This is a genomic window from Candidatus Magnetominusculus dajiuhuensis (assembly GCF_046044395.1).
Classification (GTDB): Bacteria; Nitrospirota; Thermodesulfovibrionia; order Thermodesulfovibrionales; family Magnetobacteriaceae; genus Magnetominusculus; species Magnetominusculus dajiuhuensis.
Genome location: NZ_JBJUSG010000049.1, coordinates 1 through 22872, shown reverse-complemented (window position 1 = coordinate 22872; position 22872 = coordinate 1). Strand labels below are relative to the sequence as shown.

Genomic DNA, 22872 nt, shown 5'->3' with positions numbered 1-22872 from the left:
CATTATGACATCTGCTACCCCCACTGTAAAGATGGGGTTTTCTTGACGCTTACATCTCTTCTGCATAGCGCTCCATTTCTGCTAAAATAACCCCATTATTAAAAAATAGGTGATTACATCACATACGGCCTGATTTGCTGTTTCCAATTCAGATATCCCTGGTCTGACAGATGTATGCCGTCGAATGTAAATGCGGGGTTTAACTTTAATGTGCCAGCCGAGGTGAACGACTCGTATATGTCCAAAAACATTATGTTGTCATTTTTATGATACTCCACATCCTGTCTTATTTTCTCGTTTAAAGAGACTACAATCTTGTTATAGACGACGTCATTTTCAAGATTAACAGGTAATATAGTCATGGCGTATATCTCCGCGTGTGGCAATTTTTTTGTCAGGACACGTAATATATTGTCATAGGTCTTAATGAAGTTTTCTGGGGTAACACCTCTGAAAATATCATTTGTGCCAACCATGATAAAAACCTTTTTCGGGTTGTCCTTGATTATAGACTCAAGGCGATTGTATATTCTTTGAGAATCGTCGCCATTTATCCCGCGGTTTATTATGTCGCCATTGGAAAACAAGCCATTCCAATCGGTAAATGCCATATGGCTGTCGCCAAGAAACACGATTTTCTCAGTGGATGCTTTGGCTGTCAGGTTGACAGTTAATAGAACGATAACTACTAATACAGATGACGCAATAATCAGTCTTCTCATAATGCGGCTCCTTTTTTTTCAGGTGGTACGTCAATCCAGGGTTGACAGGACAATCACTGCCAACCCTTACCGAAAATCTTTAGCTGCTACGCATAGACACTGGTACTTTTCTGTGCATCCTTCTCTTTTGAACTGCCCGCACCAGAGGTAGATGAATACGCGCTAAGTTGTAACAGCGTTGAATCCTCGTTTGAGGTATTGCCTGAGGCATTCATGGTGGATCCGCCGTTAGCGCCCATCTTCATTGCCATACCCTTCATCTTATCCATCATCTGCTTATTGGCGCTGTCGAATTCGCTCTGGCTTATGCTGCCGCTTTTATCAGTGTCGAACTGTGAAAAGAACTGATCAACGCTCGGACCTTGCTTGCCTGTCCTGGCCTTCATCTTATCACTGAAGGCCTGCGTCTCAGCTTTAGAGATTTGACCATCTCCGTTTGTGTCCATAGCCTTAAACATCTTCTGACTCATCTGTGCCATATCTGCTGCACTTGGCCCTGTAGTTGCTCCTGAAACCATTAGGGTTCCTCCTGTTTGTTGTATTATAATTCCCTAACAAATACCACGCAGTTATTCAAATATTGTCATACTGCTTCACACACTGCGAATCACCTCCTTTTTGGGCAAAAAAGTCTGTGCTGCTCTTAATTAAAGGGGCCAAAGGCGTTCCTTCGCTCTATAAATGTCTTAAAAACCTCTTTTTGATCGGCACGTAAAATGGACATAGTGCTATTGTCCGCCTCTTCAATGATCAATTTTATCTGAGGAAATACCTGTTTATGAATTATCGCCATTTTTTTATCCATTTTGTCCATTATCACTCGTAATTTCTCTTTCTGCTCATTATCCAGTCCCAGGTCTTTAGTGATATGTTTGACGATCATATCGGTCATGTGTCCAGGACCACCCATTGTACCGCCAGGATGCATATGCTCCATTTTGATACTGCACACATATTGGGTGATGATTGCGCCGACAATGCCGCCAATCAGAAAAATTATCAGTACACCGGCTATCCCTTTATAGTCTCTCATCTGTTGTCCTTCATATAGGCCATGAGCACAGTTTGCTCTAACCCTGTGGTATATGTATAGTAATAGTCTTTCTGTTTATGCGATGTTACGCCAAACCCCAATGTGCTCAGCAATATAATTAACGCTATGAAATATGGCATTAGTTTCCATGACCATTCGTAGATATTCCACTGGTTTTCTTTTTTCGCGTGGAAACGCCTTGCCAGTCTTGTCTCGAAATTTCGCTCCAGACCGGATGTATCTGGTCTGCTGTTTCGTACCTCACGAAACAGCTCGTCAAGCCTTTTATTTTTCATGGTTTGCCTCCAGGAATCTCCTAAGTTTCCAGCGCGCTCTGAATGCGCGCACTTTTACATTTGTCTCGCTCCATCCGGTAAGCTCCGCTACTTCTCGTACAGATTTCTCCTCCAGTTCAAGCAGCACAATTATCATCTTATCTTTTGGATGGAGTCTGTCCAGCGCGCCGTATAGTTCCCTGTATGATTTCTCTTTATTATATGAAGGAGCAGCAGCAAATTCGCCGACATCCTCAAGAGGGACATCGTCCGCCCTGCTTTTTTGCTTCCTAATGGCGTCGTAGCAGCAATTGATAGTGATCTTTGACAGCCAGTGTTCAAACGGCGCATCCGCCCTATACTTGCCAAGCATTTTAAACGCCTTGATAAACACCTCCTGGCATATGTCGTCCAGTTCAAATTGATCACGCGTAAAACGTGCCGTTATTTTAAATACCTTGCGCTTATAACGCCTTACTAATTCGTTAAACGCCTCTTCGTCACCGGCCAATACCGCGTTGATATAAATCATATCGGCTGCCCCAGGCTCACTATCTTTAACAAAAACTGTGTCTGCCATGGTTATGTCAAACGAATCTCTGAGCATCGCAGCAATACCCACCGGTATAAAATTATAACCCATTGTCTGTACACTCATCTCTTCCTCTTCCATATATATTTAACCACTCTATAAGTATAGACGTTCAGGTTATTAAAAGGTTACACAAAAAAAATTGGAAACGATAAGAAAATATTAACCCTGTGCACTCAGTTGAGATCAGGGCAGCCTTCAGTGGACAATCAGGGGCGCGGCTGCCAATCCCAACAGGAGAATTCGCAGCCGCGCTGGAGGGTGAAAGGGTTATTGTCTAATACGCAACCTGTGAAACTATCGAGCCGTTTGTGCCGACAATATACAGATACGAGGTCTGGCTGCCCGGCGTACCGCTGTTACTAAAGGTTACAGATGAAGTGGTAATATACACAAAACCATTTACGAACACCGGCTCAGATGCGTTCATACCGTCTAAACTGACTGACACGGGTGTGGCGCTCTGGTTAAACGGCAGCGATACGAAGTACAGCACCGTCGAAGGACTGCCTGGTGTTGAATTTGTGGACTGGGGAGGGACACTGGCAACTGCAACAAGCGTGTCCCTTGATGAGGTGTCTTTTCCCATAACGAGACTCATGACCTTGCCATTCACGGCTATAGCCTGCTTTGCCCCTGACGAGGTTATTGCCGTTATGTTTGACGTGAGGCTGCCAGAAACTGTACCTGCGGTATTCACTGATTCAACATATGCAGTGCCGTCGCTTCCTGTCACAAGGAGTGGTTTTATGGGTAATGGCATCATTGCGCTGCTACCAGGACCGCTGTTGCCTGGGCCTCCAAAACCAAATGCCTGCTGCCCAAAGATTAACAAACCCGCCATCAGTACCGCCAGGACATAAATCTTCTTCATCTTTCTTTCTCCTTTTTTGCCTTCTTTTTTTTTGTTAACTAAAAGTTAACTTACTATAATGTTAGACGTCGTGTTTAGAAAAAGGTTACACAAGAAGGAATAAAGAAAATTAAATCAGCAGTTTAATGTCACGAAAGCCTGAGGCCGTCTGCAATTTTCCCAGCATAGCGCTCCATTTCTGAGTAAATGCAGCCGCAGTATTTCTGTCTGTAGAGGGAGAGTTTTTTGGACATCTCAATGCCCTCGTGCCAACCCTTTCTGAAATCCTCTTCAAAGAATTCGATTGAATATTTATTTGCAATGTCAGATGCCGTTTCAACGATAACCTCGTATTTTTGATAAATGCTGTAGAGTAGGGTGGTTGAAAATGCGTCATAGTTCAGGGCCTTTGCCCTCAGTGCGGTTTGGGTAAGGCGCATTCGGTAGCAGGCGGCACATCTGTCTTTTCCCTTATGAGCAGCGATTTCAATAAATTCCTCAAGGCCGTAGTAATTGTCGTAGTATATTTCAAACCCATTATGAGAGGTAAGCTGTCTTACGGCATCGAGGCGCAGGGCATATTCGGTGAGTGGATGGATGTTGGGGTTGTACCAGAAACCCGCCGCCTCTATGCCCCTTTTTTTTAATACATCAATGGGGAATACGGCACAGTTAGCGCAGCATATGTGAAGCAGTATGTTCATTTAAAACAGCCGGTGTGGAACTGCCTTGCCAAGGTGTTCATAGGCGAGGGGGGTTGCAAGCCTACCTCGCGGGGTACGCTCAAGCAGGCCCTCCTGCAACAGATATGGTTCATAGACATCCTCTATTGTGTCCTTGTCCTCACTGACTGAGGCCGAGATGGTCTCAATCCCCACAGGGCCGCCGCCGAATTTTTCAATTATCGTCAGCAGTACCTTTCTATCCATATCGTCAAGCCCCAGCTTGTCTATATTTAAAGACGCAAGGGCAATTTGGGCTATTTTTAAATCAACAACGCCGTTGTTTTTTACCTGGGCGAAGTCTCTGACCCGCTTTAAGAGCCTGTTGGCGATTCTGGGTGTGCCGCGCGACCGCCTCGCTATCTCCAGCGATGCCTCGTCCGTTATCTCTACGTCAATAATCGCCGCTGAGCGATTTATTATCACCACAAGGTCTGGATGGCCGTAGTACTCAAGCCTGTTAATGACGCCGAACCTGTCCCTTAGGGGGGAGGTCAAAAGACCGGTTCTGGTGGTTGCCCCGATTAGGGTAAACCTGGGCAAATTTAATTTAAGCGTCCTTGCGCTTGGCCCCTGCCCAATAAGGATATCAAGTTTGAAATCCTCCATGGCGGGGTACATTATTTCCTCTACGATGCGGGGCAGGCGATGAATCTCGTCTATGAAGAGGATGTCGTTGTCAGAGAGGTTCGTCAAAATGGCGGCAAGGTCACCGGCCCTCTCCAGCACCGGCCCTGAGGTAGTCTTTATATTAACATTTAGTTCGTTGGCTATGATATTTGCGATAGTGGTCTTACCAAGGCCAGGTGGGCCGCAAAACAATATATGGTCAAGGGGTTCACCGCGCCGCCTTGCCGCCTCAATAAATATCCCCAGGTTTTCCTTAATCCTTGTCTGCCCGATAAACTCCTGAAAAGTCCCCGGCCTGAGCGTGTAGTCTATCTGCCCATCCTCGGAGACTATCTGCTGCGATTGAATCGTTCTATCTTCTTTCACTTGCTGGTCACTGGTCAGTCTTTGATAACAATTTTAAGGATTCTTTCAGAAGAGATTCAAGGTCACGAATTCCCTTTTTATTAAGTGTTTCGAGGATATGTATAATGTCTGTCCTTTTGTAGCCGAGATTGACAAGTGCGGACAGGGCGTCCTCGTAATCCCTGTTGATAAACGCGGTAGAAACGGGGAGTTTCTCCTTGAGTTCGAGTACGATGCGCTGGGCTGTTTTTTTACCGATACCGGGGATAGCGGTAAGTGTGTCAATGTCGTTGGAATTAACGGCGGAGGCGAACTTATCAGCCGAAAGGCCGGAAAGCGCCGCGAGGGCCAGCTTTGGCCCGACACCGCTGACAGATAGTATCTTCGTAAAAATAAACCTTTCCTCCTCTTTAAGAAAGCCGTAAAGCTGCAGTATATCCTCGCGCACATGCGTATAGATGAACAGAAACACACTCTGTCCCTCGCCGGGTATTGAAGTAAGCACGCTTATAGGGCAATGCACCTCATAGCCGACGCCGTTTACCTCAAGTAAAACCATGTCAGGCTTTTTACGCAAAATCTTTCCTCTGAGCGAACCAATCATCGGAGTTCTATAATACAGCAATGTGTAAGTTAATTGCTATATAATAACCTGACGACTTGACGCTGATTTTAAGCTGTCTGTATGACTGAACCTCCAATACCGTCTTAACCAGCGCACAAAAGGGGGATTGTATTTTTATATAACTGATTGTTATAATGGTCATTATGACCAGACGAACACGAAATATATTTAAGGGTATCGGAAGCGTCCTTGATATATACCCAAACACCGATTATAGCGAATATCTGTCAAACATAGATATAAATGGCTCTCTTCAAACAGACGCTGAAAATCTTCACGGTTATTGGGTAGCCGTTGGAGGTTATATCAGCCATGCCATGAGCATTGCAGATGTCGAAGACGATAAAAAAGTCGAAGAAGATAAATAGTGGTCTGATGACCACATCTCCTGTCCACAAAGAAATGCCAGTTCCCAAGGTGACAGGTATTATCTCATCGCATTCAGGCCCTTTGCCAGACCCTGTATCCTTTCAAAGATATGAACAGGTTTTACCTGGAACTGCGGAAAGAATATTGTCAATGGCAGAGTGTGAACAACGACATGCCCATAAGATGAGAGACGAAGTTCTGAGGCAAAATGAAATTGCTCTCAATTTAGGAGCAAACGAGCGTAAGCGTGGGCAAATATATGGGCTTACAATTGGAATATCAGGGTTGGCTGCATCCTTAGTCGCACTTTTATTACATGCCGAAACGACAGCTTCAATAATAGGCGGCACAACGGTTGTCAGTCTGGTTACGGCATTTGTATTCAAAGAACTTTTTCAAGGCTCAAAAAAGGAAAAAGAACAAACATCACCGCAGTCTAAGGCCTGAACACAGGTCGAACTGGCAGCGTTTAAGGCGGGTACTATTTAACAAGTCCTAACAGCCTGAACATACCGGCTATCAAAGCAGCCTGCGCCACGAGCATGGCGGCTACCCACTTGATGATGTCAGCCTTGGCACTTTCAAGGTCAGATTTTGTGGCTAAGTCTTTACGGGAGCTTGAATCAGCATCGTTAATAATCCTGACAAGGGCCTCTGCGCCGTCGTCGCCGAGTTTTTTTCTTAATACCTCCGGTATCGTTATCACGCTCATGTAATGATTATACCTTATCTTTTGATATTTTTCAAGCATACGAATGCACGGCGGCAGACGTGCCGGAGCATAGATTTAACCATATCAGTTATTTTACATAATATATCTTATCAGACATTTTATATCAACATGTTTTGTTGATAAATTGTCGGTAATCATGTGAATTTGCCTTGCAGCAGTCCTGTTTAAGCGCTTCTACCGTTATTGTCTAACTATTAAGCAATTGATTATTCTTTATAAAATGGCAGGTTATCAGATTATTATCAGCTTTCCCGTAAGACGATCATTTTCCTGTCCAGTAACTATGAGATTTACAAGGCGTTTTTCCCGTACTTCATATCCAGGCACTGTCTCTGATATTATTTTCAGGTAATTTCCAGTTGTGCCGCCAAATGCGCCGCCTTCAATAGTTTCAACTACCGCGCACAGGCTCTTCCCAACCTGGTCAGACATGTACGCACGCCTCGTCTCATCAGACAATGCTCTCAGGTGCGCCGCGCGCTGTTTTTTTATCCCTTCATCCACGGCCCCGGGCATGGTTGCGGCCTTCGTGTCCTTTCTCTTTGAATATGGAAATACATGCAGGTACGTCAGTGGTATGGATGAGATAAAGCCATAGGTATCTTTAAAATTATCATGCGTCTCACCAGGAAAACCGACAATGACGTCAGAACCAATTGATATGTTATCAATAGATTGCGCAAGGCGTAATATGGTTGCCCTGAAGTCGGCGGTGCTGTATGGCCTGTTCATCTTTTTCAATATTTGATCGTCTCCGCTTTGCAGCGGTACGTGGATGTGGTTGCAAATCCTGTCGTTTTCAAAGAGTTCAATAAGTCTGCCTGTTATTTCACTTACCTCTATTGAGGTCAATCTGATTCTTAAATTATTAGTATTTACCAATATGTTTTCAATAAGTTCTGAAAGTTCTATCTTAGGATTCAGATCAACCCCATAGTAGCCTATATGAATCCCCGTTATGACAAGTTCCATAAACCCTGCCGCCTCGATATCTTTGGCCTCGCTGATTATTTCCTCCACTGGCCTCGACCTTGACGCCCCTCTGGTTTGTGGTATTATGCAGTATGTACAGGAGGCATTGCAGCCGTCCTGTATCTTTAGCAAGGCGCGGCTGTTTCCATAATTTGTTGACCTGAGATTTGAGCCCGGCCCAAATTTATCTTTGAAATACTCGCCCTTGTCCTCGTTTTTTACGATCTCGACTTCCTTGCTTATCTGTCCTATCTGGTGGGCGTTAAGCTCTGAATAGCAGCCCGTCACAATTACCGACGCCCCCGCCTTCAACGCTCGCCTTATCAGTTGCCTCGACTGGTAGTCGCTCTTAGCCGTAACGCTGCATGTGTTTATTACGCAGACATCCGGCTGCTCTTCAAGCGATACCTTTTGATGGGAATTTCCCGTTAAAATTGCTTCTATCAGGCTGCTTTCAGATTGGTTGGATTTGCAGCCAAGGGTCAGCACACAAAATTTCATTGCCGCCTATTATTACCCCTCATGAACACTTAATTACCAGCCGATAGTCCTTAGGGACGGCCTTGCAGTGAATGTCTAAAAGAGTTTGTTATGGTTACTGTGACAAGCATTCCTTTTTTAATGGATTTTTCGGGTGTGAAATTAACTATCTTATTTGTCCTCGTCCTGCCTGTCCAATGATTTACGTCTGAGGAGCTTTCACCCTCGACAAGGATTTCCACCTTTTGACCCTGAAGCCGCCTGTTTATTTTATCTGTTATAACATCTTGCAATTCAAGGATTGTTTTAAGCCTGTCTGATTTAATATCCTCTTCAATCTGCCCTTCCATCTCTGCTGCCCGCGTGTAACGGCGTTTTGAGTATTTAAACGCGAAGACGCCATCAAATTCGATTTCTTTTAACGCTGTAAGTGTCTGTTGCTGGTCTTCGTTGGTCTCGGTGGGAAAACCGGTTATTATGTCCGATGTGATTGTTATACCTGGTATGTGTCCTCTTAGGGTGGTTATTTTATCAAGATACTGTGCGTAGGAGTATTTTCTGTTCATCAGGGAAAGGATTCGTGACGAGCCTGACTGAAGCGGCAGGTGTATGTGCTCACACACCTTGTTAAAATCCCTTATTGCATGAATCAACTCCAGGGAGAGGTCCTTGGGGTGAGACGTTACAAAGCGAATCCTCTCAATCCCTTCTATCGCGTTTATGGCTTCAAGCAGCCGCGGGAAAGAAGAGTTCTTATCAAAACTATTCCCTGGGTCTTTATATGAGTTTACGTTTTGGCCAAGCAGGGTTATTTCCTTATAGCCCTCACCTGAGAGTGTTCTTATCTCGTTGACAATACTGTCAATTGGCCTGGAGCGCTCCCTGCCCCTTGTGTGTGGAACGACGCAGTAGCTGCAAAAGTTGTTACAGCCGTACATGATATTTACCCAAGCCCTTGTGCCGTCGCCTCTCACGGCGGCAATATCTGTCTCTGCCAATGCGGGATTTTCCTCTACGGCGGCCTTTCGTCTGTCGCTGAGGATGAGTTCCGGAAGTTTTGCTATGTTCTGCGGCCCGAATGTAAAGTTTACGTATTGGTTGTCTATCAAAAACCGCTCACCCTCTTGCTGGGCAATGCAGCCTGCGACGGCTATCTGCAGCCCCGGGGTCTTTCTTTTCAGGCGTTTAAAATACCCCAATCTTGACAGGAATTTGTGCTGCGCCTTCTCTCTGATGCTGCATGTGTTGAGGATTATCAGGGCGGCGTCCTCTGGTTCATTGGTGAAGGCGTAGCCCTCATCCCTCAGAACCCCGGCTATTTTCTCCGTGTCGTGGACGTTCATTTGACAGCCCCATGTCTGCAGGTATGCGACTTTGTCCATCAGCAGCCCATCAATAATTTAATATCTCAAGGTAGTTTGCATAGTCCTGTGCGGTTATGCCAGTGCTTGAGCGTCTTTTCTGTTCAAAGTCTTTTTGTGCCTTTTGAACGTTGCCCTTATACTCCGGGGCAAGGCGTATCGCCTCCATCAGTGCGTCGTTGGCCTCGCCATATCGTCCGGCGGCATTGTGGCAGAGGGCTATGCCTAAGTATGACCCTATGTTGTTTCGATTTCTCGAAAGGGAATCCCTGAAAGACTTGATGGCGTCGTCGTATTTGCCAAGCCTGTATAAGGAGAATCCGAGATTTTGATAGCTCTTGTCCGGTGTGGCGTAAAGGGGATTTTTTAACGCGTTTCTAAACGCCTCTACAGATTCGGCCCATTGACCCATGACAGCACAGGTTATGCCGAGATTATTATATGCGTCAGAGAAATTCTTGTCTGAGGCGATTGCCTTTAGAAATGCCTCCTTTGCACTTGTATAATCACCAAACCGATGATTGACAAGGCCAAGGGCGTTTAAGGAATCCTTATCTTTTGGGTCTATCTCAAGCGCCTTTTTAAATTCCACAAAGGCACCCTGGTAGTCGTCCTCCTTCATCTTTGAAACTCCATGGGCATAATGCCCTTTGACCTGATTATCTTTCTTACTATTACTACTACTATTGTTATTATCACTATCTACCTGAGGTGTTACAGTACGTGTAGTCACGGTACTTGTACAGGACACTACCATCGTTAACACAAACAATACGCCGACGCAATATCGCACATTCATTCTTTTTATCATAACCCCACCACCATCCTTTTTTTTACCCTCAGCAAATCTCCTGTGTTCAACGCCTTCTTATCCATATATGCGTAAACTCACCGTCCTGAAACGCGTAAGCAAGCCCCAACCTAAGTATCTCAAGCAGGGCAAGAAAGGTTATTATGACCTCCATTTTCGTTGCCGCGTCTGTAAAAAAACTATAAAATAATATCTTATCTTTCTCCAGCTCAAGCCTCTCCGTAATAATAGCAATTTTATCTTTAATGGTCAAGTTTTCTTTTGTTATAGACCTTATCTCAAAGGGTTTTTTGTCTATGACGCACTGAAGCGCCTTTATAAGGTCGTACAGACTAAGGTCAATCAGGTATGGCTGTTGCTGTATCTTAGCACCCTCAATTGCCCAGTCGGGTTCCTTTGAGAATATGTTTTCCCAAATCGCCTCCTTTTCCTTTAGTGAAAATGCAGCATCCTTATACGACTGATACTCGATTAATCTCTGAACCAGCTCCATACGTGGGTCTTCCTCTTCCTCTTGCCCTACCCTCTCTTCGGCAGGCAGCAGCATTTTTGATTTTATGTGTATCAGTGTGGCCGCCATTACGATAAATTCACCTGCGACATCAATGTTCAAATCCTTCATAATGGTTAAATATTGAAGATACTGCCCGGTGATAAAGGCTATCGGTATGTCGTAGATGTCTATCTTGTTTTTATGAATTAGCGACAGAAGCAAATCAAGCGGTCCTTCAAATACATCTAATTTTATCTTATACACTTCCCCGCTGGCCATTGTTTCCTTCCCCTATCCAAGCAATTTATCAAACGCGATAAACACGAGCACCGTTATGCTGATATACCCGTTCATATTAAAAAAGGCCATGTTGAGCTTACTTAAATCCCCCGGCCTGACCAGTCTGTGCTCATATATTAAGAGACCGGCCACGATTGCCATCCCGGTATAATAAACTATTCCCATATGAAATACGCCGCCGCATATGATTAAAAAAATCCATGTAACCATATGAAACACCCTCGCTATATTCAAAGACGTCCTTATGCCGAAGCGCTGAGGTATAGAATGCAGCCCGTGGCTCCTGTCAAATTCGATATCGGCAAGGGCATAGAGAATATCAAACCCCGCCAGCCACAACACAACGGCCACTGGCAGTGGCACCGCCTCAATAGTAAAACTCCCCCTGACCGCTATCCACGCCCCAAGCGGCGCAAAGGCTATGGCCACCCCAAGCACTATATGGCAGACCCATGTGAATCGCTTCGTATAAGAATAAAGATATATGATGGCAAGCGCTACCGGAGAGAGCATAAGACACAGGGGATTTAACATGTATGCCGAGACCACAAAGATAATCGAAGACACCACCACAAAGGCCACCGCGTCGGCAACGGTGATAACTCCGGTGGGGATTTCACGATTCTTTGTTCGGGGGTTTTGGGCGTCTATCCTCCTGTCTATTACCCTGTTCAATCCCATGGCCGCTGAACGGGCTGAGACCATCGCAACCGTTATCCAGAGTATCTTATAAGCTGGAGGAAGACCTCCGGCCGCTAAAATGGCCGAGGAGAAGGCAAACGGCAGCGCAAACAACGAATGCGAGAATTTAATCATCTTAAGGTATGATATTACGCGCGCGTAGGGGGCCATTAACTGGTGGCTTGCAAGTGAGCCATTTGCAAAATGAATAAATGCGTACAGTTTTTGTTCGCTCTTAAAGACTGGATTCCCGCTTTCGCGGGAATGACAACATTATACAACAGTCCCTTGTCTGTCATTATACAACAGCCCCCTGTCTGTCATTCCTGCGAAGGCAGGAATCCAGGAAGTTGAAGGTACAGAGAGCATCTGTGTTTTGCAATTGGCTCAACTTATATTTTATTTTGCAGACGGGCATTTTCGATCACTATTGCCGCCTCCTCCGCAAGGGCCATGGCGAAGTCTATCTCATCGCTTGTGAAGACCCGCGGCTCGCTGGTCAGGAGCCTCAGGACGCCTATAATGTTATTGTAGAGCATCAGGGGGATGACGAGGATGCTCTGAATCCCTTCCCTTTGGGCCTCTTTGTTAAAGATCATTCGCGCATCGTTTGCCGCGTCGTGGATGGCTACAGGCTCTCCCTTGAGGGCAATCTTTATATTTTCCTCAAACTCAATTGAGCCTCTGTTGAGGTACTCGTCGCTCAGGCCAGAGGCCGCCACCAGTTCAAGTCTCTCATTTTCCCGGTTTAACAGCCGTATGGTTGCCGCCTTTGTATTCATTATCTCAGGCAGGCGCTTAACGATGTGATTTAACACCTCGTTGAAATCCTTCGTCTTCGTCCTGAGTTTTGTTATCTCCTGAATGGTTTTTAAATATGTTACCTCTTTGTATTGTTTTTCGTACATGGTCGCGTTGACTATCGCAAGTCCACACTGCTCGGCTAAGGACGTAACAAAGTCCACCTCTTCCTGAGTGAAATTCCTAAGCCAGCCGGTAAACAATTTAATTACGCCGATTAGTTTGCCCCTTGCCAGTATAGGAACTGATAGGATGCTTTTTATGCCCTCTTCTATTATGTCTTTTTTGTTCATGACCCGGGGGTCTGTCGTGGCATCGTAAATAAAGACCGATTTATAGTTCAGCTCCTCAAGGATATTCATGTCCTTGTCCTTTAAAAAAGGCAGCGACGCCCCCTGTGAGTACAGGTGGTTTAGCGCCTCCATGATATTGAGTTCCTTTCCCGTGGGGTCTTTTATTAAAAAATCCTCATTCAGCCCGTATGCCGCCGCAAGCTTAATCCTCTTTGTCTTTTCGTCTATAAGTTTTATCGTAGCCCCTTTTACCTGAATGGCCTCAGGGATTGTCCTTACAATCATATTGAGGATTTCCTCAAGGTTCAGCGAAGAGCTTAGTGCCTTGGATATCTCCCGAAATACCCTCAGGTATTCCTTTTCCCGCGATACGATAGTCTCAAACTCCTTGGCGTTCATTATCGCCATCGCGGCTTGCTCAGCTATGGCTGAGACAAATTTCATATCCTCGTCCGAGTAGTTTCTCGGCTCAGCCGTGTACATCCTCATTATCCCGATAATATCGTCTTTGAATCGCAACGGGACACTCATGATGCTCCTGATACCCTCTTTTTTTGCGGCATGAAAATATATCGAATTCTTATCGTCCGCGACATCGTATATGGACACAGGCTTGCCCGACATCGCGTCTTCCAAACTCTGGTCAAAGGTCACCGCCCCCTTGTTAACATAATCGCCGGATAACCCGAACGAGGCGGCAACGTCTAAAGTCCTTAGTTTTTTATTTATCAGCCTTAAAAGACACGCCTTGACGTTCATTACCCTTACGATATTTGTAACAATCAGATTCAGAACCTCATCTAAAGCGATACTTGAACTTATGGCCTTGCAGATATTTTGATAACTCTCCAAATAGACCCTTTTTTGGAATATCTTCTCTGAGCACTCACTACACATCCCGTGCGTAATGTTGGCATAGCCCATTGAATTAAGAAACTCCTCAACGGTCTGCCATGCGGCGTCGTTTTTTATCTTCTTACACCAGCCGCAGGTAAGAATTAATTGTTTATCATCTTCTAACATGTTAATATCCCAAGTATCTCTTTATATCTAAGAGAGGTCTTAGCAATGATTTCAGCCGGTAGCCCTGGCCCAGGATAATCCATATTCCAGTCCAACGTCAACAGGTAATCTCTGACTATCTGCTTGTCGAAACTCTCTTGCGCCCTACCCGCCTCATAGTCTTTTAGTGGCCAGAAGCGTGATGAGTCGGGGGTTAATAATTCGTCTATCAGGATTAGCTGCCCATTTAAGATGCCGAACTCGAATTTTGTGTCGGCAATTATGATACCCCTACCGAGGGCGTAATCAGCCGCCTTGTGGTATATCGCAAGGCTCAGCCCTTTTAACTTTTCAGCAACATCGCGCCCAACTATGGAGACGGCCTCATCAAAAGAAATATTTACGTCGTGGCCCTTTTCGGCCTTCGTGCTTGGAGTAAATATTGCTTCTGGCAGTCTCTCTGATTCCTTTAATCCACCGGGCAGCTTAATCGCGCACACCGTGCCGTCCCTCTTATATTCCTTCCACGCGGAGCCTGATAAATAACCCCTGACAATGCACTCTACCGCAAGCGGGCCTGCCTTCTTAACGAGCATCGTCCTTTTATTAAGTATCTCCCTATATTTTTGGCAGGCATCGGGGAAGGCATCTACGTCTGTTGCAACTATGTGATTATTAACAATTGTCTCTACATGGGAAAACCAAAAGGCCGAAATAGCGGTAAGCACATCGCCCTTGGAAGGGATACCATCCGGGAGCACCACATCAAAGGCCGACAACCTGTCAGTTGCCACTAACAGGAGGTGCTGGCCGAGATCGTAGATGTCCCTTACCTTACCTCTTTTAACAAGACGTAAATCCGAAAAGTCAGTGTTAAGCACAACATTATTTGTCATAGTGTTAGTATAATTATTGGATACGTTATTGTCAACATAATAAATCATCACGTGCAAAATAGAAATGTCCTGTTCGGTTAATAATCATCGCCACATCGCGCACCCCCAATCTTCATGGACCTCACGGGCGCTTTAGTGTTGAAATATCTTTGATTGAGGCGCAGACACATATCCCCCTTGAACTATCCTCTGCCAGTGGCGACAGTCCTAATGCCGCCTGAAACTCAGAGCCGTCTTTGCGTACCCCTGTAACGGTAACTCCATGAACATCAGTTCCCATCTCCTCACGGCGCATTTCATACATCTTAAAGAATGCGTCACGCTTAGTGTGGTGCTGCGCACGCATTGCCCCTGGCACCAGTATGTCAACGCTCTGGCCAATAAGTTCCCCGTGGCCATATCCAAATATCTTGTCGGCCATAAGGTTGGTCAGAATTATTTCACCTGCCTGGTTCACTACCAGTATTGCATCGGGTAAGGATTCGATGATGTCACGATACCATGTCTCGGTCTCTTTCAATATCCTCTGTTGAGAGTTCAGCTCATCGGCAAGCTGTTGAGTTGAATCAAGCAGTTGTTTGGTGTGCAGGTTGCGGTTAAGGATTTCTATGTTCACGGCAATTATGGGCGTCAACTCTTCAAGGAGTGCGAGGGCGTCTTTGCTCATGGCCGCCATGCCCGCCAGTTCTATAACCCCTACGAGCTTAGTGTTCTGTATGACAGGGCGCAGGGTAATCATGGCAGGGGATGCCTTGCCTATTCCCCAGTTGATGACAATGCCGCAACCCGATTGTCCTTTCATCGTAATCGGCACACGTTGCAGCGCGCACTGCCCGACCAGTCCCTGCCCAATGGCAAATGTCCTGTCTTTCATGTCGCAGCCATAGCCGCCTGATGAGCGCAGCACCTGTTCTTTCTTATCAAAGATATACAACACCCCATAGGCCGCGCCAAGCAGAGGCGCCGCGAAGGAAAGAAATTCACTGGCCAGTTCCTCGTTCGTCACCGCCTTTTGAAGCACTGCGGATATTTGTGAGATATGCGACTTTATGGCGGCGCGGGATTCAAGTTCTTTGGCATATTGCCTCATCTCCTCTTGAATTGCATCTCTTTGGCTTACCGCGGCCCTCAGGCGCCGGTTCCAAATGGCCACAAATATAACTATAACGAGCAGTGCCGCGGCAATCGGGCCAACGACCCTCCAGTTAATCCCAGGCTGATACTGCACGTTGAGCCACCGGTCAGTTATTTCGGCCTTTTCCTGTTTCGACATGCCTGATAAGGCCTTGTCAAGGGCGGAGGCCATCAGCGGCCAGTCTTTCCTAACGCCGAAGGCCATATCATATTGATACTTGGTCTGGCCGGCTATTTTAAGGTTATTAAGCCCAAGCCTGTCTATGTTATAGGATACAATTGCAAGGTTATCAATAAGCACATCTATCTTGCCCGCGGAAAGTTCCAACAGTGCGGTGCGTATATCAGGAAGCGATATAAGAGGCATATTGGGGTAGTCCCGCCTGACGCGTGTCTCCACTATCAGGCCCTTTAGCACGGCCACATTAAGGCCCTCAAGATTATCCACACCGCTTATGTATCGAACATCCTGACGTGTAACAATAACCGCGGCAAATGTGGAATACGGCCTTGTAAACAGCATATCCTTAGTGCGTTGCGGGTCGGGCGAGATTTTTGGGATGACATCTATTTCGCCGTCTTTCAGTTTCTTCATGGCAGCCCCGACATTAAGGCCGGGCACAAGGACAATCTCAATCCCAAGACGCTTAGCACAGGTCTCTATAAAGCCGGCGCTCATGCCCGAATATACCCCTTTGTCGTCAATGAACTCATACGGCGGACGCGCCGAATCCACACCTAAGCGCACCTTTTTGCCCTTGATGAATTCTCTCTCCTCCGGCGTCAATGCTACTGTCATGTTGTCAGAGGCGGTCTCAGATAACATCGCAGTTTTAGTAAAAAACAACACGGCAATCAGCAGTATAAGTATGCCCACCGCGATATAGCGCCTCAATTTTCGTCTTAACTTTAACCGCGCCATCAAATATCCACCCCAACGGCCACCGCAATCTCCCTGAGCACCGTCAGGGCCTCCTCATAATCAAAATTCGTGATGCTTGTCTGCACCCTCTTGGCCGCTCCTGAATGTCCCGCGGATTTGAGCATATCAACCACACCGTCTATCACATCAGCAGCCTGTGAATCATCGTCCGCCAAAAACGTCGCAAGTCTTCTTAAATCACTACTGAGCGTGTCCATATCCAATGCGGCAGGCGGCCTTACCGCCTCAGCCTCACGCGGCATCCCCGCGGAAATCCTTCCAAGCAGGCCATTTAGCTCAGTCTCCGCCTCTTCAATCGCCAGAGAAAGGCCGCCAGTCCCGCCCCTGTTCAGAATACCTTCCACTGTGGCCGCCAAATCGAACATCTTAGCCGCCCCGATATTGCCGGCAAGCCCTTTAAGTGTGTGTGCCTCACGGGTTGCGGCTTCAAGGTCGCTTTTTTCATAGGCCGACATAATTCGTGTTATCACGTCGGCCTGTGTCTCGCTGAATCGAACGATTAGTTTACGCAGGAGCGTTACATTGCCCCCGACGCGGTTCAGGGCGTTTGATATTTCAAGGCCGGCGATATCAGGCAGCTTATCGTCCCTTACTGTTTCAGTGGCGACATCTATGTCCGCGGGTGCTTTCGGCTTCACCCAGCGCGCGAGGGTATTAAAGAGCTGCCCGACATCTATGGGTTTGGCAATATGGCCGTTCATGCCGCATTCGATGCACTTTTCCTTGTCTCCTGCCATCGCGTTTGCGGTCATGGCAAGTATGGGGAGCGCGGCAAAGCGCTTATCCTCACGAATCTTGCGTGTGGCCTCAAAGCCGTCCATCACGGGCATCTGGCAATCCATAAGCACGCCATCGTAGTCGGCCTGAGCGACCATAGCAACCGCTTCAACACCGTTACCGGCAACGTCAACGCGCATACCCGCCCCACGAAGGATTTCAAGGGCCAGTTCCTGGTTGACCTCGTTATCCTCAACCAGCAGTAAGTATGCCCCACGTACGAGGGACTCGGCTTCTTTGTAATTATCCTGCCTTTGCTGTCTGCGAGGGCGCTTTGAAACATTCTTGCCAAAGGAATTTCGTATGCTGTCAAGCAAAGTTGATGGACTCAGCGGTTTCACCAGCAGCCCCTCAACCTGTGTGTCCTGCAGCCGCTGCGTCAGCTCATCCCGGCTGTAAGCCGTTACCATTATAAAGGACGGCGTATTGGACAGTTTGGCGTCTGAGCGAATATGCTTAATAGTTTCCACACCGTCCATCTGCGGCATCTGCCAGTCCATAAGCACCAATCTGTAAGGTTTATTTTGCTGCTGTGCCCGGTGAAGTTCGGCTAAGGCGTCCGCTCCGCTGTTTACGGAGGAGGCGTCGAAATTAAAAGAGGTTAACATGGAGAGCATTATCTCACGGGCGCCTGAGTTATCGTCAACCACCAGGACGCGCAGTCCAGTCAGGTCATCAGAAGATGTGTCTGAGAGTGGGTGCTGGTCGGTCTGCAGGCCGAATGTGGCGGTAAAATAAAATGTGCTGCCCACACCCGGCGTACTTTCAACACCTATCTCGCCGTCCATCATCTCCACAAGGCGCTTGCTGATAGTAAGCCCTAGTCCGGTGCCGCCGTACTTGCGCGAGGTGGAGCTATCCGCCTGAGAAAATGCCGTAAATAATTTCTTACGCTGCGCCTCGGTAAGGCCAACCCCTGTGTCCGTGACTGCAAAACGCAGCCGTACCGTGTCTGACATATCGGCGGCCTCACCGTCAATACGGTGAACACCAACAGTAATTTCGCCCTTTTCGGTAAATTTAATCGCATTGTTGACAAGGTTAATCAGCACCTGGCCCAGCCTTAGAGAATCGCCGATAAGGGCTGTCGGCACATCGGTTCCTATGTCAAATAGCAACTCTAACCCCTTGTCCTGTGCCTTCACAACAGAGAGGTCGGCCATATGTTCCATGACGTCCTCAAGGTAGAAGTCCGCAGTTTCAAACTGCATCTTGCCCGCTTCTATCTTTGAAAAATCGAGAATATCGTTGATAATGCCAAGGAGATTTCTGGCGGCAGAGTCAACCTTTTCGATATAGTTGCGCTGCCTTGAGTCGAGATTGGTTTGAAGGGCGAGGTGCGACATGCCTATGATGGCATTCATCGGGGTGCGGATTTCGTGGCTCATATTGGCAAGGAAATCTGACTTCATCTTAGTCGCTTCCTCCGCGATTTCCTTGGCGTGCCGGAGCTCTGTCACGTCAAAAAACCACCCAAGTATGCACTGCTCACCCGAGTATTTTACATGGATATAGGAACCTACCGCCCATAGGTCTTTGCCATCAACAGTCCTAAGCCCAAGCAGCAGGTTAAGGAGGTCCTCACCACTGGCTAAGCGTTTTGAATACTCATCAAAGACCTTCCCGTCCTGGTAGAACTGGCGTGGGCTGATGCCGATCATGTCATCAAGGCTGGCGTTGAACATCCGGGCGTACGATTGGTTGGCAAAGATAAGTGAATTTGTCCTCTTGTTCATGATGCGAACGGCCACAGGGCTTGTCTCCAGCATATAGCGCATAAGGCGCTCGTTTTCCAGTATGATGTCCTCAGACAGTTTGGCCTCAGTGATGTCCTGCGTTACGCCGTACATGTCAGTGGGTTTGCCGGTGGCGTCCTTTACCACGCGGCCAAGGGCGTGAATCCATACTACGCGGCCATCAACCGGGCGCTTATAGGCGTAGATCGCATTATATTCCGGAATGAGTCCCTGGGCGGCCGCCGTAAAGTTTTCAAGTGTTCTTACAGATGCCTCTTTATCTCCCGCCTCAACGTTTACAAACCATTCCTCCATGACGCGATAGCGCCAGCCCTCGCGCGGGATGTCGCCAAAGACATTGGCGGCGCGCTCTGAGGAGTTGTACCAGCCGGAGCCATCCAGAGGGACATGCCAATAGCCGGCCTTAGACAGGTCAAGCGCCTGGTCGCTTTGGAAGGCGGCCAGACGTAACTGCTCCTCCGCCTTTTTACGCTCTGTAATATCACGTACTACGATAACAGAGCCAACTATTAGGTTTCCTTTGTATACCGGCGTCGTTGTATATTCAACCGGCAGCGGGGTGCCGTCCTTGTGCCACAGGACTTCATTGTCAATCTTCCTGTACTGCCCATCCTGAGATGTCAGGAACATGGAGCATTCACCTATTGGAAACTTCCTGCCGTCAGGATAGCTGTAGTGCATTAGCCCGTGCATCCGCTGCCCTACCATCTCATCATCGGTGTAGCCAAGTAACGCGGAGACAGCGGGATTAATAAATGTAATCCTCCCGTCGGTATCCAGACCAAGAATCCCATCGCTTACGGAGGTCAGAATCAGGCGGCTGCGCTCCTCGGCCTGGGCAAGGATTTCTTTGCTTGCCTCCAAATCATCCCCTCGCGCCTTTAATTGCTCTTGCGAGACTGACAGATCAAGCGCCTGAATCTGGCTTTTTTCGAGCAGCTCACGGGTTTCGATATTTGCCGACAGAATCTCCATGTTCATAGCGACGACAGGGAGCAGGGTATCAAGAAAAACTTGCTGTCTCTCGTCGAATTGCCCCATAGAGGCAAGCTCTATAACTGCCTGAACCTCATCCTTATGCACCACCGGCGCAAGCAGAACATTTCTGATAATCAGGCTGCCTAATCCGATAGGCGTTGAGACGTTGTCATCAGATGAAAGCACTACGGAAATTGCCCGCTTATCAAGGGCTGCCTGTCCGACAAGTCCCTGTCCCCATTTAACCGTCTGGTCGCGGTCAATGTCCTCACAGGCATAGCCGCCAAATCTTTGCAGCGTTGCCTGTGCCTGGTTGTTTACATAGAATGCGCCATATACGAGGCCCATAACAGGGGCCAGGCTTGATGTAAGCACATTGCCGAACTCTGTGAAGGTCTTACATGTTTGCAGCACCTTGCCGATTTCGGCCTGCCGGGCGGTCTCCTCAATTAGACGCGACTTTTCCTCCGAGTCTGTCATGGCGGCCAGTGCCTGCGTCTGCCTGGCGCTGTGGTCTTTGTATGCTTTGAGGAGCCTGAGCCATGAGACTATCATTGTTAGGAAGACGACAGCCATAATGAAAATAGTGGAATATACCCGCTTTTGCTGTCTCTGCAGGGCGTCTTTAATCGCGGCCTTCATGTACAGTATGGCCTTGTTGATACCCTCGCGATATAGGGCCTTCTGGTCTGCATATTGCTGGCTGAATAACAGGTTTGACGCCTCTTTTAAATTACCCTGATGGACTAGATCAAAAGACTGTTTTTCCATTTTGACAAGCTCAATGTTAGCGGCGTCTGTTGAGGCTATGCTATCAAGGAGTTGTTGTTCCGGCAGGAGTTTCATTGCCTCTTTGATAGCGGCGTCGAGGATGGGGTCGGCGTCCGAGTATCGCTTCTCCCACTGCGGGTCGCCTGAAGCGGCCCCCATGCGGGCAGACATTGTGAGCACCTCATCGTTTTCTAAGATAATGCCTATAAGCTCCTGAAGGCGAAAATATTTTGCCTTCACAGCACCAATGTCCCTGATAGAAGCCAATCCCTGCCACACTACTACGGCAAAAAACAACACCGTAGAAAACAGCACAAAGATAAACAGCTTTTTGGGGTACACTGACCCATCTCTGGAAGTTATAAGGCTCATCAGGCAATTATACCAAATTTATTAATAATTGTGTCGCGGCCAGCACCACGTTTGCGTCTATTTGTACGAGCCGGTTCTTTTTACTCGTCTGCCGAGTTCACTGGCGTATCGTACTCCGACGGTAGAGGCATGTTCCTTTAGCCATTGGGTAAGGCTTGTCTGGCCGGTGGGCTGTGAGCGTACATAAAGCAGATTACTCTTGAGGCCGTCTATCTCTTCCCGCGTAATCAGTATATCCCCTGTAATATGTTGCATTATCTTGCCGAAATAATATCCCAGATCGTCAGATATGGTCACAATTGGCCTTCGTTTGCCGATGATTTCCCCGATGGTTGAAACCAGTTCTCTAAACGTAAAGGTATCAGGGCCTATGGCGTCAATGATTATATTGTCCTTTATTTTACCGACGTCAACGGCCAGTTCTGCGAGGTCTTTCACATATATGGGTTGAAGCCTGTAGCTGCCGTCGCCGAATATGCCAAACACGGGGAATGTCCTCAATGACCAGGCGATGTTATTGATTAATATATCCTCCTTGCCAAACAGGACAGTTGGCCGAACGATGGCGTAAGACATACCGGAATCAATCAGCGCACGCTCCAGCCTTGCCTTCCCGCTAAAATATTCCAAATGTGAGTCCTCTTTCGGGTTTGTTATACTTACATGGACGATGCGCTTAACGCCGGCCTTTTTGGCCGCGTCAAAAAGTGTAAGCGTATTTTCAACGGCGTCGGCGTGTTTAAAGAGCTTGTGGTTAAACCTAACCCAGTATGTGTTATATAAGACATCGGTGCCGCCAAGTGTGTCTATGAGGAGGCCAGGCTTGTCGAAATTAAACGGAAATACCTCAACGACACCTCCAAAGGGATCAGGCCGGTTTGGTGAGTTTGTGATGGTCTTAACTTTAACGCCAGTGTTCAGCAGTGATTGAGCAATATATTTACCCGAAAATCCAAACGCCCCCGTTACGACATGAACTCCTGATACTGCACCGCTTCCTATGGTCATCTCAAATCCCTCTTTATAAGTGAGTTAAAATATGCTTTCTCGTATGGTAACATATTTATTATTGAGAGTTAAACAATTATCCTGACTATTCAGCGATTCTCGGTGAAGGCAAGAACGATACTGGTAGTATGTATAGTATAATC

The 22872-nt window shown here is 47.2% G+C and carries 22 protein-coding genes; 2 read left to right on the top strand and 20 right to left on the bottom strand.

The features are described from left to right. Positions 1–113: 113 nt before the first annotated feature. From AB7D94_RS08420 to ruvA, 9 genes are all read right to left on the bottom strand, one after another. Positions 114–722 (bottom strand): GDSL-type esterase/lipase family protein, encoded by a 609-nt coding sequence (locus tag AB7D94_RS08420; RefSeq protein WP_420265351.1) that lies wholly within the window; start codon positions 720–722, stop codon positions 114–116. 86 nt (positions 723–808) lie between these two features. After that, entirely contained in the window at positions 809–1240 is a 432-nt protein-coding gene (locus AB7D94_RS08415) for an EF-hand domain-containing protein (protein ID WP_420265350.1), read from the bottom strand. Between the two features lie 125 nt (positions 1241–1365). Beyond that, positions 1366–1755, bottom strand: coding sequence for a hypothetical protein (locus AB7D94_RS08410; protein ID WP_420265349.1), 390 nt, complete (start codon positions 1753–1755; stop codon positions 1366–1368). Next, entirely contained in the window at positions 1752–2051 is a 300-nt protein-coding gene (locus AB7D94_RS08405; RefSeq protein ID WP_420265348.1) for a hypothetical protein, read from the bottom strand. The genes AB7D94_RS08410 and AB7D94_RS08405 overlap by 4 nt, the downstream gene beginning before the upstream one ends. Continuing rightward, positions 2041–2688 carry an RNA polymerase sigma factor gene (locus tag AB7D94_RS08400; RefSeq protein WP_420265347.1) on the bottom strand — a complete coding sequence of 216 codons (648 nt, stop codon included), beginning with the start codon at positions 2686–2688 and terminating at the stop codon, positions 2041–2043. Before AB7D94_RS08400 ends, AB7D94_RS08405 begins: the two co-directional genes overlap by 11 nt. Positions 2689–2899: 211 nt before the next feature. Beyond that, positions 2900–3496, bottom strand: coding sequence for a hypothetical protein (locus AB7D94_RS08395; protein ID WP_420265345.1), 597 nt, complete (start codon positions 3494–3496; stop codon positions 2900–2902). A 128-nt stretch (positions 3497–3624) separates the two neighbouring features. Next, the gene (locus AB7D94_RS08390; protein WP_420265344.1) at positions 3625–4179 is read right to left on the bottom strand and encodes an epoxyqueuosine reductase QueH; all 555 of its coding nucleotides are present in this window, start codon (positions 4177–4179) and stop codon (positions 3625–3627) included. Beyond that, positions 4180–5193: a Holliday junction branch migration DNA helicase RuvB gene (ruvB, locus tag AB7D94_RS08385; RefSeq protein WP_420265343.1), complete on the bottom strand. Its 1014-nt coding sequence runs from the start codon at positions 5191–5193 to the stop codon at positions 4180–4182. A 7-nt stretch (positions 5194–5200) separates the two neighbouring features. After that, positions 5201–5776 carry a Holliday junction branch migration protein RuvA gene (ruvA, locus tag AB7D94_RS08380; RefSeq protein ID WP_420265342.1) on the bottom strand — a complete coding sequence of 192 codons (576 nt, stop codon included), beginning with the start codon at positions 5774–5776 and terminating at the stop codon, positions 5201–5203. A 164-nt stretch (positions 5777–5940) separates the two neighbouring features. Between ruvA and AB7D94_RS08375 the strand changes: the two genes are divergently transcribed. Continuing rightward, on the top strand, positions 5941–6165 hold the full coding sequence (locus AB7D94_RS08375) for a hypothetical protein (protein ID WP_420265341.1): 225 nt from the start codon (positions 5941–5943) through the stop codon (positions 6163–6165). Beyond that, entirely contained in the window at positions 6128–6613 is a 486-nt protein-coding gene (locus tag AB7D94_RS08370) for a DUF2335 domain-containing protein (RefSeq protein WP_420265340.1), read from the top strand. Before AB7D94_RS08375 ends, AB7D94_RS08370 begins: the two co-directional genes overlap by 38 nt. A gap of 34 nt (positions 6614–6647) precedes the next feature. Here AB7D94_RS08370 and AB7D94_RS08365 read toward each other — a convergent pair whose 3' ends face one another. From AB7D94_RS08365 to AB7D94_RS08315, 11 genes are all read right to left on the bottom strand, one after another. Beyond that, positions 6648–6878 carry an LA_3696 family protein gene (locus AB7D94_RS08365; protein WP_420265339.1) on the bottom strand — a complete coding sequence of 77 codons (231 nt, stop codon included), beginning with the start codon at positions 6876–6878 and terminating at the stop codon, positions 6648–6650. A gap of 252 nt (positions 6879–7130) precedes the next feature. Next, positions 7131–8372 carry a tRNA (N(6)-L-threonylcarbamoyladenosine(37)-C(2))-methylthiotransferase MtaB gene (mtaB, locus tag AB7D94_RS08360; protein WP_420265338.1) on the bottom strand — a complete coding sequence of 414 codons (1242 nt, stop codon included), beginning with the start codon at positions 8370–8372 and terminating at the stop codon, positions 7131–7133. A gap of 50 nt (positions 8373–8422) precedes the next feature. Beyond that, the gene (miaB, locus tag AB7D94_RS08355; RefSeq protein ID WP_420265337.1) at positions 8423–9733 is read right to left on the bottom strand and encodes a tRNA (N6-isopentenyl adenosine(37)-C2)-methylthiotransferase MiaB; all 1311 of its coding nucleotides are present in this window, start codon (positions 9731–9733) and stop codon (positions 8423–8425) included. A 10-nt stretch (positions 9734–9743) separates the two neighbouring features. After that, positions 9744–10523 (bottom strand): tetratricopeptide repeat protein, encoded by a 780-nt coding sequence (locus tag AB7D94_RS08350; protein WP_420265336.1) that lies wholly within the window; start codon positions 10521–10523, stop codon positions 9744–9746. A 46-nt stretch (positions 10524–10569) separates the two neighbouring features. Beyond that, entirely contained in the window at positions 10570–11295 is a 726-nt protein-coding gene (locus AB7D94_RS08345; protein WP_420265335.1) for a segregation and condensation protein A, read from the bottom strand. A 12-nt stretch (positions 11296–11307) separates the two neighbouring features. Next, positions 11308–12132 (bottom strand): UbiA-like polyprenyltransferase, encoded by an 825-nt coding sequence (locus AB7D94_RS08340; protein WP_420265334.1) that lies wholly within the window; start codon positions 12130–12132, stop codon positions 11308–11310. 257 nt (positions 12133–12389) lie between these two features. Beyond that, entirely contained in the window at positions 12390–14114 is a 1725-nt protein-coding gene (locus AB7D94_RS08335; protein ID WP_420265332.1) for a GAF domain-containing protein, read from the bottom strand. Beyond that, entirely contained in the window at positions 14108–14989 is an 882-nt protein-coding gene (locus tag AB7D94_RS08330; RefSeq protein ID WP_420265330.1) for a phosphoribosylaminoimidazolesuccinocarboxamide synthase, read from the bottom strand. Before AB7D94_RS08330 ends, AB7D94_RS08335 begins: the two co-directional genes overlap by 7 nt. A 121-nt stretch (positions 14990–15110) precedes the next feature. Next, on the bottom strand, positions 15111–17045 hold the full coding sequence (locus AB7D94_RS08325) for a transporter substrate-binding domain-containing protein (RefSeq protein WP_420265329.1): 1935 nt from the start codon (positions 17043–17045) through the stop codon (positions 15111–15113). After that, positions 17045–21721: a response regulator gene (locus AB7D94_RS08320; protein ID WP_420265328.1), complete on the bottom strand. Its 4677-nt coding sequence runs from the start codon at positions 21719–21721 to the stop codon at positions 17045–17047. Before AB7D94_RS08320 ends, AB7D94_RS08325 begins: the two co-directional genes overlap by 1 nt. A gap of 57 nt (positions 21722–21778) precedes the next feature. Further along, a complete protein-coding gene (locus AB7D94_RS08315; RefSeq protein WP_420265327.1) occupies positions 21779–22729 on the bottom strand; it encodes an SDR family oxidoreductase in 951 nt (316 codons plus the stop codon). Positions 22730–22872 lie beyond the last annotated feature (143 nt).

Excerpts from the sequence above, each read along its gene's own strand:
- ruvA (WP_420265342.1), bottom strand. The coding sequence starts at position 5,776 with ATGATTGGTTCGCTCAGAGGAAAGATTTTGCGTAAAAAGCCTGACATG.
- AB7D94_RS08375 (WP_420265341.1), top strand. The coding sequence starts at position 5,941 with ATGACCAGACGAACACGAAATATATTTAAGGGTATCGGAAGCGTCCTT.
- AB7D94_RS08405 (WP_420265348.1), bottom strand. The coding sequence starts at position 2,051 with ATGAAAAATAAAAGGCTTGACGAGCTGTTTCGTGAGGTACGAAACAGC.
- AB7D94_RS08325 (WP_420265329.1), bottom strand. The coding sequence starts at position 17,045 with ATGGCGCGGTTAAAGTTAAGACGAAAATTGAGGCGCTATATCGCGGTG.
- AB7D94_RS08315 (WP_420265327.1), bottom strand. The coding sequence starts at position 22,729 with ATGACCATAGGAAGCGGTGCAGTATCAGGAGTTCATGTCGTAACGGGG.
- AB7D94_RS08320 (WP_420265328.1), bottom strand. The coding sequence starts at position 21,721 with ATGAGCCTTATAACTTCCAGAGATGGGTCAGTGTACCCCAAAAAGCTG.
- AB7D94_RS08420 (WP_420265351.1), bottom strand. The coding sequence starts at position 722 with ATGAGAAGACTGATTATTGCGTCATCTGTATTAGTAGTTATCGTTCTA.
- AB7D94_RS08370 (WP_420265340.1), top strand. The coding sequence starts at position 6,128 with ATGTCGAAGACGATAAAAAAGTCGAAGAAGATAAATAGTGGTCTGATG.
- AB7D94_RS08345 (WP_420265335.1), bottom strand. The coding sequence starts at position 11,295 with ATGGCCAGCGGGGAAGTGTATAAGATAAAATTAGATGTATTTGAAGGA.
- mtaB (WP_420265338.1), bottom strand. The coding sequence starts at position 8,372 with ATGAAATTTTGTGTGCTGACCCTTGGCTGCAAATCCAACCAATCTGAA.
- AB7D94_RS08410 (WP_420265349.1), bottom strand. The coding sequence starts at position 1,755 with ATGAGAGACTATAAAGGGATAGCCGGTGTACTGATAATTTTTCTGATT.
- AB7D94_RS08335 (WP_420265332.1), bottom strand. The coding sequence starts at position 14,114 with ATGTTAGAAGATGATAAACAATTAATTCTTACCTGCGGCTGGTGTAAG.
- AB7D94_RS08400 (WP_420265347.1), bottom strand. The coding sequence starts at position 2,688 with ATGAGTGTACAGACAATGGGTTATAATTTTATACCGGTGGGTATTGCT.
- AB7D94_RS08365 (WP_420265339.1), bottom strand. The coding sequence starts at position 6,878 with ATGAGCGTGATAACGATACCGGAGGTATTAAGAAAAAAACTCGGCGAC.
- AB7D94_RS08330 (WP_420265330.1), bottom strand. The coding sequence starts at position 14,989 with ATGACAAATAATGTTGTGCTTAACACTGACTTTTCGGATTTACGTCTT.
- AB7D94_RS08395 (WP_420265345.1), bottom strand. The coding sequence starts at position 3,496 with ATGAAGAAGATTTATGTCCTGGCGGTACTGATGGCGGGTTTGTTAATC.
- AB7D94_RS08415 (WP_420265350.1), bottom strand. The coding sequence starts at position 1,240 with ATGGTTTCAGGAGCAACTACAGGGCCAAGTGCAGCAGATATGGCACAG.
- AB7D94_RS08350 (WP_420265336.1), bottom strand. The coding sequence starts at position 10,523 with ATGATAAAAAGAATGAATGTGCGATATTGCGTCGGCGTATTGTTTGTG.
- miaB (WP_420265337.1), bottom strand. The coding sequence starts at position 9,733 with ATGGACAAAGTCGCATACCTGCAGACATGGGGCTGTCAAATGAACGTC.
- AB7D94_RS08390 (WP_420265344.1), bottom strand. The coding sequence starts at position 4,179 with ATGAACATACTGCTTCACATATGCTGCGCTAACTGTGCCGTATTCCCC.
- AB7D94_RS08340 (WP_420265334.1), bottom strand. The coding sequence starts at position 12,132 with ATGATTAAATTCTCGCATTCGTTGTTTGCGCTGCCGTTTGCCTTCTCC.